Source organism: Nocardia pseudovaccinii NBRC 100343 (genome assembly GCF_001613225.1).
GTDB classification, from domain to species: Bacteria; Actinomycetota; Actinomycetes; order Mycobacteriales; family Mycobacteriaceae; genus Nocardia; species Nocardia pseudovaccinii.
The window spans coordinates 1-17,522 of record NZ_BDBY01000219.1 but is presented as its reverse complement, the minus strand read 5'-3'; the positions used below and the strand labels follow the sequence as shown (position 1 = coordinate 17,522).

Genomic DNA, 17,522 nt, shown 5'->3' with positions numbered 1-17,522 from the left:
GATCCGACTCCCGGGTCCCCGCGGCATCCCCGGGGACCCGGCACTTCCTCAGCCGCGCGATACCTTCGGCAGCAGGGAACGCCAACCGCGGGCACCACCCGCTGCGGGGGTACTCACCGCGGACAGCGCGGCGAATTCGTCGTCCGTGAGCGTGATGGTGGCGGCGGCGGTGTTCTCCTCGAGATGCGCCACGCTGGAGGTGCCGGGAATGGGCAGGATGACCGGCGAGCGCCGCAGCAGCCAGGCGAGTGCGAGTTGGGAGGGGCTGGCATCCTCGCGCACGAGGCTGTCCAGCGGACCACCCGGACGCGCGAGATCGCCGGTGGCCATGGGGAACCACGGGATGAAGGCGATGTTGTTCGCCTCGGCGTATTCGAGTACGTCCTCCGCGCTGCGGTTGGCGAGGTTGTACTGGTTCTGTACCGAGACGATATCGGCGATCTTGCGGGCCTTGTCGAGCTGAGCGACGGTCACCTCGGACAGGCCGATATGGCGGATCTTGCCCTCTTGCTGCAGCGACGCCAGCTCGCCGAGCTGGTCGGCGAGCGGCACCTGCGGGTCGATCCGGTGCAGCTGGAACAGATCGATGCGGTCGACACCGAGATGACGCAGGCTCAATTCCAGCTGCTGGCGCAGATATTCGGGGCGGCCGATCGGCACCCACTCGCCGGGACGGGGCCGGGCCAGCCCGGCTTTGGTCGCGATGACCAGGTCGTCCGGATACGGGTGCAGGGCCCGGCGGATGAGAGATTCGCTGACGAACGGACCGTAGGAATCCGCGGTATCGATGAGGGTGATACCGAGCTCGACGGCACGACGCAGTACCCGGACGGCCTCATCCGGATCCTTCGGGTCGCCCCACACACCGTCACCGGTCAGCTGCATTGCGCCATAGCCCAGGCGGGTGACCGGTAGGTCACCACCGAGGGCGAAGGTGCCCGAGGCAGCGGCGGGACGGGACTGGGCTTCGGCGGTCATGCTTTCCTCTCTACAGCTGAACGTCGCTCGGGGCGGGGAAGAAACCCGCATCGATGAAGGACCTGACATAGGCGTCCAGGGCCGCGGCATCAATGGGCGGGCAGTGGATACCGTACTGCGCCAACTCGATTCGGGTGTCGGTGTCGTCGACGGCAGCCGCGGCTCCGCCGTAGTTGCCGCTGACCAAGGCAGCGCGCACCAGCGAATCGTCGCCGGTCGCATCGCGCGCCGCCGCTTCCTCGGCCAGTTTGGTCGCGATCTCCTCGATCGATGCGATCTCGATCGGAATACCGTGCCTGCGCAGGGCTTCGAAAATATCGCCGATCGCCACCGGACGAGCGTTCACCAGGTGGTAGGCCGCGCCGACCGGCGACCGATCCGCCAGCGCGACGATGGCGCCCACCACATAGTTCACCGGCACCAGCGACATGGTGGCGTCGCCGATCTCCGGGGCGAGTCCGAGAATGGCGGCCGCCCGGATCATGTTCCAGAACGAGTCGTCGACGCTGTTCACTCCGAGCCGTGGATCACCGGATACGGTGCCGGGACGGTAGATGGTCACCGGCACACCGCGTGCACCGGCCTGGCGGATCAGTTGTTCGGCGACCCATTTGCTCGCCACATAGCCGTTTCCGGATACCTCGTCGACGTGCAGTTGCACATCCTCGCGGGCGATGAAATCCGGTGCGGGGGCATTCGGAATCACGGCGTTGACCGTGGAGACGAAGTGCACCGGCTTGATTCGACCCGTGGTGGCCAGCCGCAGCACCTCACGAGTGCCCGACACGTTGGCGGCGCGCAACCGCGCGTACGGCTCGATGTGATTGACGCGAGCGCCGTTGTGGTAGATCGCGTCGATCTGCTCGGCGAGCCGGGCCCAGTCGGACTGGTCGAGGCCGAGTCCGGGTGCGGCCAGATCACCGGCGACAGCGACGATTCGCCCCTGATAGGCATCGTCCCAGATCCGGTACAGCTGCATGGCGTCGCGAATCCGCTTGTAGGCCCGCTCGCTGTCGTCGCCGCGCACCAGGCACCAGACCGTCGCCCCGGTGCTGGACAGCAGTTCCCGCAGCAGGTGCACACCGACGAATCCGGTTGCGCCGGTGAGCAGTACATCGCGCGGGGCCTCGGCACGAGCCGGGGTGCGACCCGCACCGTCGATCTCGGGTTCGAGCACGGCATCGGTGGTGATCGTCTCGGTGTCGGTGCCCGGCACCACGGCCGCGGGCTCGTCCGGATTGTCGAGACGGGTGGCCAGGCCGCGCACGGTGGGCGCGATGAACAGCGCCGCCATCGGCACATCGCTACCGAGCCGGGTGGCCAATGCGCGCTGCAGTGTGAAGGCGAGCAGCGAGGTGCCGCCGAGATCGAAGAAATCGTCCTCGGCTCCGGCCCGGGCGATGCCGAGCACCTCGGCGAATACCTCGGCGACGGCGCGCTCGGTATCGGTCGCCGGTGCGACGAACTCGCGGGCACGCAGGACCGGCCGCGGCAGCGCGGCCCGATCCAATTTGCCGCTGCTGTTCACCGGGAAGGATTCCAGGACCATGATGGCCGAGGGCACCATATAGCCCGGAAGCACGTGTGACAGCGATTCGCGCAGGGTATCTGCCTCGAGCTCGGTTACGGGCACCACATAGGCGACCAACTGATCACCGGTCTCCGACTTCGCCACCACGACGACGGCCTGGGCGACGGACGGATCCGCGAGCAGCGCGGCCTCGATCTCGCCCAGCTCGACCCGGTGACCACGGATCTTCGCCTGGAAGTCCGTGCGCCCCAGATATTCCAGTACCCCGTCGACGCGGCGACGCACCAGATCACCGGTCCGGTACATCCGGGCACCGGCCGGGCCGTGCGGGTCGGAGACGAACCGATCCGAGGTCAGGTCGGCACGACCGAGATAGCCGCGCGCCAATTGGCTTCCTGCCAAATACAGTTCGCCGACGACACCGGCGGGTACGAGATGCAGCCGGGAATCCAGCACATAGGTGCGGGTATTCCACAGCGCCACACCGATCGGCACCGTCAATCGGTCGTCGATGGATGCGGGCCGATAGGTCACCGATACCGCCGCCTCGGTGGGGCCGTACAGGTTGTGCAGTCCAGCATCCGACAGTGCGGCGAAATCGGCGACGGTGTTGGGCGGCAAAGCCTCACCGATGACGAAAACCGCACGCAGCGAGTCCAATTGGTCCACCCGGGCAGCGGCCAGGAAGACCTGCAGTACCGACGGAACGAAATCGGTGACTGTGACCTCATTGGTCGCGATCAGTTCGGCGATATAGCCGGGATCGCGCTGTCCGTGTGGTGCCGCGAGCACCAGCCGCGCGCCGACCCACAGCGGGGCGAAATAACCCCACAGCGATACGTCGAAGGTCGTCGCCGTTTTCTGCAGATAGACATCCTCGGCACCGAACCCGTACTCCGCCACCATCCATTCGATCTGGTTGGTGATCGCGCCGTGCGAGACCATGACGCCCTTGGGCCGACCGGTCGAGCCGGAGGTGAACAGCACATACGCCGGATGATCGGCGTGCAGCGGCGCACGCAGCTCGCCGAACTCGACCGGCTCACCGGAGTATTCCGACAGCTCGAGGGAGTCGATATCGACAACGGGAACCCCCGTGACGGGTACCGAATTGCCTTCCGTCGTCAGCACGCAGACCGGCTCGGCCGTCGCCACCATGTACCCGATCCGGTCGGCCGGATGGTCGAGGTCCAGCGGCAGATACGCACCGCCCGCGGCCAGCACCGCATACATCGCGGCGAGCAGCTGCGGCGAACGCGGTATCGCCAGCGCCACAACGGATTCGGGACCGACACCCTGCGCGATCAGGTACCTGGCGAGGCGGTTGACGCGCTCGTCGAATTCCCGATAGGTCCAGGCGGTCTGGTCGTGCACGACGGCCACCGCATCCGGTGTCGTCGCCACCGCACGGCGGTAGCCGGTCAGCAGGAAATCCGCCGAAACCGAGTGCGCGGTGTCGGCCGCATCCGAGAGCAGCGCGGCGCGTTCGGTCGCATCGGTCAGCTCGATCTCGCCGAGCACCACACCGGGATCGGCGGCGATGGCGGTGAGCAGGCGCGCGAACCGGTCCACGAAACCCTGCACGGTGGCGGGATCGAACATATCGGCGGCGTAGGTGACCATGCCGCCGATACCCAGCGGCGTGCCCGCCTCGTCGTAGGCATCACCGATATACCAGTGCAGATCGAACTGCGATACCTCGACACCGATATCCAGGCTCGCGACGGTCAGCCCGGGCAGTTCCAGTGCGACGCGGTCCAGGTTCTGGAACGACAGCCCCACCTGGTACAGCGGGTGCCGCGATGGCGAGCGCACCGGGTTCAGCACATTGACCAGCCGCTCGAACGGCACATCCGAGTTCGCGAAGGCCTGCAGATCGGTCTCCCGCTGCCGCGCCAGCAGTTCGGTGAAACGCGCGCCGCCGTCGTATCGGGTTCGGAATACCAGGGTATTGATGAACATGCCGATAACGTCGTCGAGCACGGCGTCGCCGCGTCCGGCGGTCGGCGTACCGATGGCGATATCGCTGGTCCCGGACAAGCGCGCCAGCAGCACGGCCAGTGCGGTGTGCACGACCATGAACACGGTCGCACCCTGGGCCCGCGCCAATTCGGCCAGCGCGCTGTGTGTTTCGGCATCGATCCGCACCGACACCTGGCCACCGGCGAAGGACCGCACCAGCGGCCGCGGCCGATCCGAGGGCAGGTCGAGCTGCTCCGGCAATCCGGCCAATTCCTGCTGCCAGTACCCGATCTGCTTGGCCGCCAACGATTCCGGATCGTCCTCGGCACCGAGCAGTTCGCGCTGCCAGATGGCGTAGTCGGCGTACTGCACCGGCAGCGGGACCCAATTCGGCGCCTGTCCGGCGCTGCGCGCCACATACGCGGTCATCAGATCGCGGGCCAGCGGGCCGATCGACGAACCGTCGCCCGCGATGTGGTGCACGACCATGGCCAGCACGTATTCGCGCCCATCCGCACCGTCGCCGAGGTCGAACAGGCTGACCCGGACCGGCACCTCGACGGTGAGATCGAAGGCAGTCCGCACCATGGTGGCCACCGCGTCCACGATCTCGGCCGGGTCGATGGTCTGGACCAGCATCGGCGGAATCGCCTGCGCCGCGGGCAGGATCACCTGCACCGGGCCCGCATCGATGGGCGGGTAGACCGTGCGCAGGATCTCGTGGCGGGTGACCAGATCCCCGATCGCCGCCCGCAGCGCCTGCGTATCGACGGCACCGGTCAAGCGCACCGCCATCGGCACGTTGTAGGCCAATGAGTTCGTATCCAGGCGGTTGAGGAACCACATGCCCTGCTGCGCCGCCGACAACGGGATCCGCTCCGGCCGCGGACCGGCGACCAGCTCCGGACGGTCGCTTCCGGCCTCGTTCGCACTCAGCCTGGCCGCGAGCGCGGACACCGACGATGCCTCGAACAGCAGGCGCACCGGAACCCGGGTATCGGATGCGGCGCCCAACCGCGCCGCCAGCCGCGTGGCGATCAGCGAGTTGCCGCCCAATTCGAAGAAGTCGTCGTCGGCGCCGACCGGTGTCGCGGGCGCGAGCAATTCGGTGAATACGCTCGCGACCAGCTCTTCCCATCGCCCCGACGGGGCACGGAATGCCCTGGTGTGCAGTACCGGCGCGGGCAGCGCGGCACGGTCGAGTTTGCCGACCGGGGTCAGCGGAATCTCGTCGAGCACCATGACGGTGGTCGGCACCATATGCGCGGGCAGGCTGTTCGCCGCGAATGCGGTGAGTTCGTCCGCATCGGCCACCGCACCGGCGGCGGCATGCACATAGGAGACGAGAATGGTTGCACCGCTGGCGATTTCATGTCCGATAGTGACCGCGAAGTCGACGGTCTCGTGCGCCGCGAGGACGGCGTCGATCTCGCCGAGTTCGATGCGGAAGCCGCGGACCTTGACCTGGAAGTCGTTGCGGCCCAGATATTCCAGCGCACCGTCGACCGTCCGGCGGACCAGGTCGCCGGTCCGGTACAGCCTGGCGCCGTCACGGTCGAACGGATTCGCCACGAACCGGGCGGCGGTCAGCGCGGGGCGCTCATGGTAGCCGCGGGCCACCTGCGCGCCGGTGATGTAGAGCTCGCCGACGGCGCGGTCCGGCACCGGCGAGAGCCGATCGTCCAATACGTATTCGGTGATGGCACGGATCGGCCCGCCGATGGTGACGGTCTCCCCCGGCACCAGCGGCGCGCTGATATTGGTCATGATCGTGGTCTCGGTCGGCCCGTAGCCGTTGTAGAACTCGCGGGTGCGCCGTCCGGCGATCGGAATCGTCCAGCGCCGCACCAGCTCCGGCGGGCAGGCCTCGCCACCGGCGATGACGACACGGAGCTTGTCCAGGCCCGCCGGATCGACGGAAGCCAGCGCCGCGGGCGTGATGAACGCATGCGTCACCCGCTCCCGGCGCAGCAGCGCGGCCAGTTCCTCGCCGCCGTAGACCGACGGTGCGGCCACCACCATGGTCGCGGCGCCACCGATGGCCAGCAGCAGTTCCAGCACCGACGCGTCGAACGACGGCGATGCGAAATGCAATGTGCGCGAACTGCTCGTCACCCGGTAGCGCTCGCGCTGTTCCTCGCAGAAACTCGACAAACCGGCCTGCGTGAGGACCACGCCCTTGGGCTTACCGGTCGATCCGGAGGTGTAGATGACATAGGCCGGATGCGTCGTGCGCAACGGCCGCACCCGATCCGCGTCCGTCACCGGATCGGCGCTGTAGTCGTCGAGCCGCCGATCGATATCGTCGGCGTCGATGGTCAGCCACTGCACCTCGCCGGGCAGGTCGGCGCCGATCTCGGTGACCGTAAGTCCCAGTACCGCATGCGAATCGGCGATCATATGCCGGACCCGCTCGGTGGGATAGTTGGGATCCACCGGGACGAATCCGGCACCGGTCTTGGCGATCGCCCACACCGCGAGCACGGACTCGGCCGAGCGCGGAATACCGATCGCGACCAGATCCTCCGGGCCGATGCCGCGGTCGATCAGCAGACGAGCCAGCCTGCTCGAGCGCTCGTCGAGGTCGACGTACTCCCATTCGGCCAGTTGCTCGGTGGCATCGGCGAAGATCACCGCGACACCGTCCGGATTGGTGTCGACGGCATCGGCCAACAGCTGCGGCAGCAGCGCAACCTCTTCGGCCGGGACCGGTTCGGCGGTCCGGACGGGCGCGGCGAGCGCCCGGTCCCGCTCGGCCTCGTCGAGGATGTCGATGGCACCGACGATCACCTGCGCGTCGGCGGCGACCGCGGCGAGGATCCGCTCGAATCGGCGGCCGAGGCCCACGATGGTGGCTTCCTCGAACAGGTCTGTCGCATAGGCGAAGCCGATGACCAGCTCGTCCGGTGTGCCATCGTCGTGCTGGCGCGCCTCGACGATCACCTGCAGGTCGAATTTCGCGACGATCTCACCGGTATCGACGGCCGAAACCGTCAGACCGGGCAGCTCCAATGTCGGCTGCTCGATGTTCTGGAACGACAGCATCACCTGGAACAGCGGATTAGCCGAGACGGCGCGGGCGGGCAGCACCTCCTCGACCACCCGCTCGAACGGAATCTCCGCATTGGCGAAGGCGGACAGGTCGGTTTCGCGGACCTGCTGGACGAATGCCGCGAACGGGGCATCGCGATCGACATCGGTGCGCAGGGTCAGCGTATTGACGAACATGCCGACCAGATCGTCAAGTTCGGCCGAACCGCGACCCGCGATCGGCGTGCCGATCGCGATATCCGAGCCACCCGACAGCCGCGCGAGCAGCGCGGCCAGCGCGGCGTGCACTACCATGAACAGCGACGAATTGTGCTGGCGCGCAAGGTCGGCCAGCCCGGCGTGCACCGGTGCGGGCACGGCGATTTCGGTCGCCGCACCACGCATCGAGGCTTGCGCCGGACGCGGACGGTCCAGCGGCAGCCGCGCGGTTTCGCTCACACCGGCCAGCTGTCGCCGCCAGTAGGCCAATTGCTGTGCGGCAATGGAGTTCTCGTCGTCTTCGGTGCCGATGACTTCGCGCTGCCAGAGCGCGAAGTCGGCGTACTGCACCGGCAGCGGAGCCCAACTCGGAGCGATCCCCACGGTACGCGCGAGGTAGGCGGTCGCCAGATCCCGCGCCAGCGGTGCCAGCGAGACACCGTCCGCCGAAATGTGATGCGTGACGAGGACGAGCAGATGCTCCTCGCGCGCCGGGTCGGAGAACAACCGGATGCGCACGGGCGGATGTTCGGTGACATCGAATCCGGCGGACAACAGTGCCGCGACCCGGTCCGGATCGGCGGTCGTCTCGACCTCCAGTCCGTTCGGCAGCGTTTCGGTCACGGACAGGATCTCCTGGCGCGGCGTCGCGTCCGGACCGTCGACCGGGAACCGCGTGCGCAGCGCCTCGTGCCGCTCCAGGACATCCGCGACGGCCGCACGCAATGCGGGCACGTCCAGGGTGCCCGTGAGCCGGATGGCGAACGGCAGGTTGTAGGACGGAGATTCGGTGTCGACCTGGTTGAGCACCCACATCCGATGCTGTGCCAGCGAGAGCGGGATGCGCGCCGGTCGCACGGCCCGCGTCAAGGGCGGCCGATCCGCGTGCTCGGAATCGGGCACGATACGCGCCGCCAGTTCGGCGACCACCGGTGCGTCGAACAGCGTGCGCACCGGCACCCGCGCGCCCAACGCCGCGCTCAGCCTGGCCACGACCTGGGTGGCGACCAGTGAGTTGCCGCCCAGGACGAAGAAGTCGTCGTCGGCGCCCACCCGGTCCACACCGAGCACCTCGGCGAACACACCGGCCACGATCTCCTCGAGCGGGGTGGACGGCGCGCGGAATTCCCGGGCGGCCAGGGTCGGCCGCGGCAGCGCCTTGCGGTCCAGCTTGCCCGCGGTACTGAGCGGGAACTCGGTCAGCTCCACGATCGTGGCCGGAACCATGTACTGGGGCAGGGTGCCCGCCAGCGCGGCACGCAGCGGCTCCACCTCGAGGTGTGCGCCGGGCACCGGGACCGCGTAGGCAACCAGCTGGTCGCCGAGTTCGGTTGGCACCACCAGGACAGCCGCCTGATTCACCGACGGCTGCGCCAGCAGCGCCGCCTCGATATCGCCGAGTTCGATGCGCTGTCCGCGCAGTTTCACCTGGAAGTCGGTGCGGCCCAGGTATTTCAGGACACTCGGCGCGCTCCAAGCCACCAGGTCGCCGGTCCGGTACATTCGCTCACCGGTTCCGAACGGGTTGGCGACGAACCGTTCCGCGGTCAGATCCGCGCGCCCCAGATAGCTGCGGGCCAGCTGATCACCGGCGATGTAGAGCTCACCGGTGACCCCGGCGGGCACCGGCCGCAGGCGGGCATCCAGCACGTACAGTCGGCTGTTCCAGACCGGCGATCCGATCGGCAGGCCGCCCTGATCATCGACGGTCGCGAGCCAGGTGGTGACGGCGACCGCGGTCTCGGTCGGCCCGTAGACGTTGAGTACCGACGCGTCGCAGACCGCGCGCACCGCGGCCACGGTCTCCGCGGGCAGCAGCTCGCCGCCGACGATGATGTGCCGCAGCGTCGGAAGCGTCCCGGCGGGGGCATGGGCGGCGAACACCGCGAGCATCGAAGGCACGAAGTCGGTGACGGTAACCTGCTGCGACGCAATGGTTTCCGCGATATACGTGGCGTCGCGATGGCCGTCGGGCGTGGCCATCAGCAGCTTGGCGCCGAGCCGCAGCGGAATGAAGTAGCCCCACATCGAGGCGTCGAAGGTGAAGGCGGCCTTCTGCAGGTACACATCGTCGGCATGCAGCGGATACCGGGACTGCATCCAGGCCAGATGGTTGCCGATCGCCCGGTGCGAGACCGCGACGCCCTTGGGCCGTCCGGTGGAGCCGGAGGTGAACAGCACATACGCCAGGCTCTCCGGGCGCAGCGGCCGCAGCAGCTCCCCGGCGGCCAGCGGGGTACCGGCGAATCCGTCCAGATCGGCGGTGTCGATGTGCAGCAACGGAATTCCGTCCGGTACCGGCACGGCGTCCGCAGTCGTGGTGAGCACGCACACCGGCCGCGCCGCGGTCAGCACGTGCTCGACGCGGTCGGCCGGATGATCCGGGTCAACGGGCACGTACGCACCGCCCGCGGTGAGGACCGCGTACATGCCGACGACCAGATCCAGCGAGCGCCGGACCGCGAGGCCGACCAGCGATTCCGCGCCGACGCCCTGCGAGATCAGCAGGCGGGCAAGGCGATTCACCCGAGCATCGAGTTCCCCGTAGGTCAGCTCGGCGCCCTCGTAGGCCACCGCGACCCGATCCGGATGCGCCGACACCGCGCGCCGGTAGCCGTCCAGCAGCAGCTCGGGTTCGACCGCATGACCGGTATCGTTCCACTCCAGCAGGATTCGATCCCGCTCGGCGTCGGTCAGCATGATGTCGATATCGCCGACCAGGGCCGCGGGTTCGCCGACCAGCGCGTCGAGCACCCGGATCAGCCGCGCGGCAAGGGTTCCCACCTCATCGGCGGTGAACCCGCCACCGGCATACCGCCACGTCAGCTCGATCGTCGAGGCCGCGATCGCCACCAGCGTCAGCGGGTAGTGCGCGCCGTCCTCCATACCGACGGCCCGCACCGACATGCCGTCGATGGAGTCGGCGGCGGCGATCGCTTCGCGGTCGATCGGGTAGGACTCGAAGACCAGCAGGGTGTCGAATTGCGCTCCGGCACCGGCGATCCGCTGGATGTCGGTGAGACCCACATAGTGGTGGTCGAGCAGACCCGCCTGTTCGCGCTGCAGCGACCGCAGGAACTCGCCGACCGCGAGCCTGCCGTCGACCCGCACGCGCACCGGCAGCGTGTTGATGAACAAACCGACCATCGACTCGACGCCGGACAACTCCGCCGGACGGCCGGACACCGTGGTGCCGAACACCACGTCGTCGCGACCGGTGAACCGCCCGAGCAGGATGCCCAACGCCGCCTGCAGCACGGTGTTCACGGTGACGCCGAGTTCGGCGGCCAGCTCGGTGATCCGGCGGGTGCGCTCGGTGTCGATCTCGGTGACCACCTTGCCGCTGCCCGCGGCTGCGACCGTCCGCGATTGCGGGGCGAGCAGCGTCGGCTCCGCCACACCGGACAGCGCCTGTTCCCACGCCCGCAGCGACGCCTCCCGATCCCGCCCGGCCAGCCAGCTCAGGAAGGTGCGATAGGAGGGCACCCGCGGCAGCGCGGACCGATCGCCCCGAGTCGCGTAGAGCACCAGCACATCTCGCATCAGCAGCGGCATCGACCAGCCGTCGAGCAGGATGTGGTGGGTAGTGATGACCAGATGCCACTGATCGGTGCGATACAGGGTGAACCGCATCAGTGGCGCGGCCGACATATCGAAGCCGGTCTCCCGCTCCGCGGCAACCTGTCGCCGCAGTTCGGCCAACCGCTCCGATTCGGGCAGATGCGTCAGATCCACTGCCCGCCAGGGCACTTCGACCCGATCCAGGACCACCTGTACGGCGCGGCCGTCGGCACCGGCGACGAATGCGGTCCGCAGATTCGGGTAGCGGTCCAGGATGGCCTGGGCCGCGGCCCGCAGTCGCTCGGCGTCCACGTCGCCGCCCAGGTCGACCGTCGCCTGGGAGGTGTAGACGTCGATACTCGACTCGGCGAGCTGCGCGTGGAACAGCAACCCGGACTGCAACGGCGAGAGCGGCCACACATCCGACAGCGCCGGGTAATTCCGTTCCCACACTTCGATATCCGCTTGGCCGACCGTGACCAACGACAGATCCGACGGCGTCAGCCCACCGGCATCCGGATGCCGCGCGTGCTCGGCCAGTGCGTGCAGCGCCGCGACCCACAGATCGGCGAACTCCTGCACCCGCTCCCGCGACAACAACCCGCGTGGGAAGGCGAGCGACGCACCCAGCTGCGGTCCGTCCGCACCGTCGGTGACGATCGCATTGATGTCGATCACGCCGTTCGCGGGCATATCCGGATCCATCTCGGCATCCAGCTGTCCCAGATCCGCGACCGGCACCCAGCCCAACGCACCGAGCTGCGCCGGAATCTCTCCCGTCGCCATCCGGCCCAAGTAGTTGAAGCTGATCTGTGCGGCACCGCCCAGTTCGGCGGCGGTGCTCAGTTGTCCGGCGGTCTCCGGGTTCAGGTAGCGCAGCAGGCCGTAGCCGAGTCCCTTGTCGGGGACCGCGAGCAGCTGCTCCTTCACCGATTTGACGATGTCGCCCAAGGCTTTTCCGCCCGCGAACGCCTCGGCGAGGTCCGCGCCCCCCAGATCGAGCCGGACCGGGTACGCACTGGTGAACCAGCCGACGGTCCTGGACAGATCCGCGCCGGAGACGATCTCCTCTTCGCGGCCATGGCCTTCCAGCTTGACCAGCGCGGTGCCGCCCGCGCTTTCGCCACGCCACTTGCTCACCGCCAGCGCCAGCGCCGAGAGCAGGCCGTCGTTGACACCACCGCGATACCGGCCCGGGATCGCGGTCAGCAGCGCATCGGTCACCTCGACGGGCAGCGTCACCTCGACGCGATCGACGGTGCCGAAGGTGTCCACCGCCGGATCGAACGCACGCGCACCGAACAGCGGGTCTTCGGTGGCCGAAACCTGTTGCCAGAAAGGCAGTTCCGCAAGCCGCGCCGGATCATGCGCCGCATCGCGCAGGGCGTGCGCCCAGCGCCGCATCGAGGTTCCGTTGGCGGGCAACGCCGCCTGCTGCCCCGCCGCGAGCTGCGACCAGGCCATCGCCAGGTCCGGAATCAGAATCCGCCAGGACACCCCGTCGACCACGATGTGGTGCGCGACGACCAGCAAGACATCACGACGACGACCGCCGTGCGGGAAAGCGAACCAGACGAACTGCACCATCACCGCGTTCGCCGGATCGAGGCGGCCCAGCGCGGCGTCGTATTCGACACTCGCCCGCCGCGACAACTCGGCATCGTCGATATCGGCGGGTACCTCGACCCGATGCACCAACGCGTCGACGTCTACCGCGCCGCGTTCCAAGGCCTCGAAGGTCCGGACGGTATCCGAGGTGGCCTCACGCAACCGAGCGCGCAGCATGTCGTGATGATCGAAGACCGCGCCGATGGTCGCGACCAGGGTCTCCCGATCGATGCTGTCGGGCAGCCGCAGCGCCATCGTCTGCGAGAACCGCCGATACGACGAGTCGCTCGGCAGCATCGCCGCCATGATCGGCAGCAACGGCAGCTCACCCACCCCGCCGCCGGGCAGCTCCGCCAGCCGCTGCTGCTCCACCGCATCGGCCGATCTGGCGATCTCGGCCAATGCCTCGACCGTGCGATGTTCGAACACCTCCGCGGCGGTGAATACGACACCGCGCGCCTTCGCCCGCGAGACCAGCTGGATCGACAGGATCGAATCGCCACCCAATGCGAAGAACGAGTCGTCCCGGCCGACGCGCTCGACACCGAGCAACCCGGCGAATACCTCGGCGATGATTTCCTCGACCGGCGTCTCGGCGGCACGGAACGCGCGCGGGGCGAAGACCGGCTCGGGCAGTGCCGCACGGTCGAGCTTGCCGACCGGGGTCAGCGGAATCTCGTCCAGCACCACGAAGGCGGCCGGAATCATGTACGCGGGCAGCGACTCTCCGAGGAATTCGGCGAGTGCGTCGGTGTCCACGACGGACCCGGTCCTCGGCAGCACATAGGCCACCAGCGCGGTCGCACCTGACGGCAGCGTCTTGCCGAGAGTCGCCGCGAAGTCGATATCGGGGTGGCCGGTGAGCGCGTTGTCGATCTCGCCGAGCTCGATGCGGAAGCCGCGAATCTTCACCTGGAAGTCGGAGCGACCCAAGTACTCGATGACGCCGCTCTCTTCGGTGCGCCGCACCAGATCTCCGGTCCGGTACATCCGCGCGCCCGGGTTGCCGATATCGGCGCCGAACGGGCTGGCCACGAACCGTTCCGAGGTCAGCCCCGGCCGCCCGAGATACCCCTGTGCCAGCGCGGGACCCGACAGGTACAGCTCGCCGATCACCCCGGCGGGCACCGGGCGCAATCGCGCGTCCAGGACGAACGCACCGACACCGGCAATGGCCGTGCCGATCGTGATGGGCTCGCCCGGCACCAGCGGCGGAGTGCCGGTGGCGAGAATCGTCGCCTCGGTGGGACCGTAGCCGTTGTGGAACGCGCGCTCGCCCGCCCAGCGGCCGACCAGCTCGGTGCCGAACTTGTCACCGGCCACCACGACGACCCGCAGCTCGTCCAGACCGTCCGGATCCACCGATTCCAGGGCGGCCGGGGTGATGAGCATGTGGCTGACGCGCTCGCGCCGCAGCAGATCCGCGAGTTCGGCCCCGCCGAACACCGAAGGCGGCGCGATCACCAAGGTCGCACCGGCGGAAAAGGCCAGCAGGAGCTCGAGCACCGAAACGTCGAAGTTGGGCGAGCAGACATGCAGGACCCGTGACTCCCCGGTCACCGCGTACTGCTCGCGCTGCGCGGCGACCAGTCCGGCCAGGCCGCCGTGCGAGACCACGACGCCCTTGGGCCGCCCGGTCGATCCCGATGTGTAGATGACGTAGGCGGGGTGCCGCTCGTCCAGCCGACGGACCCGGTCGGCGTAGGAGATCGGATGGGCCGGGCGTTCGGCGATGCGCCCGGCATGCGCCGGGTCGTCGAGTTCGATCCAGTCGACACTCGTGCCGAGCACCGAGCGGTGAGCCGTGGTGGTCAACCCGAGGACGGCACCGGAATCGGTGAGGATGTGCGCGATCCGGTCGGACGGATATCCGGGATCCACGGGCACGTATGCGGCGCCGGTCTTCGCGATCGCCCAGACGGCAAGGACGGATTCGATGCTGCGCGCGATACCGATCGCCACCACATCGCCCGCGCCCACACCGTGTTCGATGAGTTCGCGTGCCAACCGCGACGACGACTCGTCGAGTTCGCGATAGGTCAGCTGTCTGTCATCGGACGGATCGCCCGAAGGGTTGAACCGGATGGCGACGGCATCGGCGGCGGACTCCACAGCGGCCGCGAGCAAATTCCCGAAGAGTAGACCGACTCGGCGACGACTACCACGTGCGGAACGACGATCCCTTGCCATTTCCGGTACTACACCTCTCACCTATTGCGCGCCTAAAGACCGCACCCGCATAATGGAACGCACGTACTTCACTACCGGACCGCTATACCGCCGCGAGCCAAGCGTTCGAGTTTACAAGAGCGAACTCGTCACATATCCCCAAGAGCGGGAATCTGTTACGACATCGCTCGAAGAAACGCGATCGGCCTCACAACGCGGCCCGTAACAGCCTAGGTGAAGGTCGCTCACGACGTTTCCACCCTCGGCCGCAACCCCCGCGTTAATACGGTATCGCTATCAAGGCAATGGCTCGCGACCACCTGCGACCGGACCGGTTGCCACCATCGAACGTGATTTCCGCGACATTTCCGCGAAAACAGCCTCGAGACTGGTCATCGACGTGATCGCCGTCACAGCGATCAGCCGAAGTGGTAGAGCTCGAAGCCGACGGCACGCGCGGCGGGGAATCCCGGCTTCGGGGCGGTCGCCATGTCGATCACCGCGCGCACCTGGTCCGCGACCGGCTCGGGGCTGAGCACCTCGAGGTAGCGGCGGTGCTCGGCCAGCGAGGCGGCGGCCTGCTCGATGGTGCCGGTGACGTCGACGGCGTGGGTGGCGCCGGGGCCGACCACCGCGGCCAGCCGGGGCGACCACGGCGGTTCGGTGAGGTCCGGAAAAATCCACTCGTTGCCCGCATCGGATATGGCATCTAGGGCGGCGCGCCCAACCGCGCGATGGTCGGCGCTGTTGGCATAGCCGGGAGCCCAGGTGTCGCCGAAATTGAACAGCACCACGAATTCCGGACGATGACGACGAATCACGGCGGCCAGATCACGGCGCAGCGCGAGGGTTTCTTCGACACGACCGTCCGGATAACCGAGGAATTCCACCTCGTGCACCCCGACCACCTTGGCGGCGGCGACCTCCTCGGCCTCCCGCAGCGGTCCGGCCTCCGTCGGCGGCATGCCCGCGATCCCGGCCTCGCCGGAGGTCACCAGCACGTAGCGAATGTCCTTGCCCTGCCCCGTCCAACGCGCCACCGCGGCGGCCGCACCGTATTCGATATCGTCCGGATGCGCCACGACGACGAGGCCGCGCTGCCAATCCTCGGGAACCTGCTCCACACCGCTTATTCAAGCAGACGCCCCGAACGCGGGTGGGCCGCGCGCTGCCCGCAGCGGACGGCACACGGCCCACCTCTCGAAACCGCGGTGCCCGAGTCCCGGCGGGCCCGCGGGCGGACGCTACAGCTTGCTCACCGAGTTGTCCGAGCCCGCGACCGCCTTGTACAGCAGGTACAGCCCGAAGACGACCGCGCTGATCACCAGAATCGGAAACAGCCCCTTGATCAACGCACCGATGATGGCGAGCGCGATCCAGACGACCGCTACGACACCGATGATTTTCCACAACATGCCAGCCTCCAGAAGGTCTCGGGCGAACCGTCATCCGACGATCCGACTCCTCCATGCTGACAGCCGAATGGTGATAAATCACCAGCTCAGCACCGATATCCGGGTGAAGATCAGGGTTCACCCTGACCTCTGCTCAGCACCCTGACAGCCCGTCCGATTCCCGAAGTCGCCAAGTGCGACAACGGAAAACGTCGAAGTTGTCGCACCTTGCGCACTGCGTCACTATTGGCTGTCCGCTCGCATGTATTCCGAACCTTAAGGGGCCACCCATGACCAGGTACGCACATTATGTCGGCAGTCTTCCGGCGGACCTGATGACGGGCGATCGCGCTGTCCTGCAATGGTTTGCCGACAGAACCGCGGGCAGACCGGTCACCGCACTACCCTGCGATCTGGACCCTGACTGGATCATCGACTACCTGCGGACACGCAAGCAGCATTCCGATGTCTTCGACATTGTCGAGGGAGGCGAATACGCCGACTACAGCGACTTCCCCAGCTACGGCCTCCGGTCCGGCCGCAAGTTGGAAACGCAGGATGTTTCGATGGACCGGGTCGAGCGCATCGATGCGGTAGTGGCGGCCTTCGAGTCCTTGCAGCACGAACGACCGGAATTGGCCGAGACGAAAGTGCAGATAAGCCTGCCGAATCCACTCGATCTTGCCATGTTCGTATTCGCGGGCGCGGCCGTATCCGGTGGGCTGCCGGTCGGAAAGGCATTGCGGCACTTCGATCTCACGGTCGCCGCGTTGCGGCAACTGCCGGTGTTCACCGAAGCGATGGTGCAGGAGGTATCGGAAGTAGTCGCTCGTCACGGCGACCGGATCAGCTGGCAGCTGGAGTCCCCGCTCGCACTGTTGAGCATGGTCAAAGCGACACAACTGGGTTCGCGATGGGCGCTGGCCCCGCTGGTGGCGCGCCAGCTCGCCGGCGTCCTCGGGCAGCTACACGAGATCGGCGCGGAAACCATCGTGCATCTGTGCTATGGCGACTACCAGCACAAGAGCCTGCTGGCCCCACGCAGTCTGGCGCCTGCGGTGACGCTGCTC

Annotated in this window: 5 protein-coding genes; 1 reads left to right on the top strand and 4 read right to left on the bottom strand. The window is 67.8% G+C overall.

The window, feature by feature from the left end; genetic code table 11:
* Positions 1-48: 48 nt before the first annotated feature.
* The 4 genes from NP3_RS27900 to NP3_RS49305 all read right to left on the bottom strand — a co-directional run bounded on the left by NP3_RS27900 (position 49) and on the right by NP3_RS49305 (position 16,473).
* Entirely contained in the window at positions 49-978 is a 930-nt protein-coding gene (locus NP3_RS27900; RefSeq protein ID WP_063044580.1) for an aldo/keto reductase, read from the bottom strand.
* Between the two features lie 10 nt (positions 979-988).
* Entirely contained in the window at positions 989-15,016 is a 14,028-nt protein-coding gene (locus NP3_RS27895) for a non-ribosomal peptide synthetase (protein ID WP_169814588.1), read from the bottom strand.
* Positions 15,017-15,477: 461 nt separating this feature from the next.
* Positions 15,478-16,182 (bottom strand): PIG-L deacetylase family protein, encoded by a 705-nt coding sequence (locus NP3_RS27890; protein WP_063044578.1) that lies wholly within the window; start codon positions 16,180-16,182, stop codon positions 15,478-15,480.
* A 120-nt stretch (positions 16,183-16,302) separates the two neighbouring features.
* A complete protein-coding gene (locus NP3_RS49305) occupies positions 16,303-16,473 on the bottom strand; it encodes a hypothetical protein (RefSeq protein ID WP_040692895.1) in 171 nt (56 codons plus the stop codon).
* A gap of 269 nt (positions 16,474-16,742) precedes the next feature.
* Between NP3_RS49305 and NP3_RS27885 the strand changes: the two genes are divergently transcribed.
* The coding region (locus NP3_RS27885; RefSeq protein ID WP_157124582.1) for a hypothetical protein at positions 16,743-17,522 on the top strand (780 nt) is incomplete at its 3' end.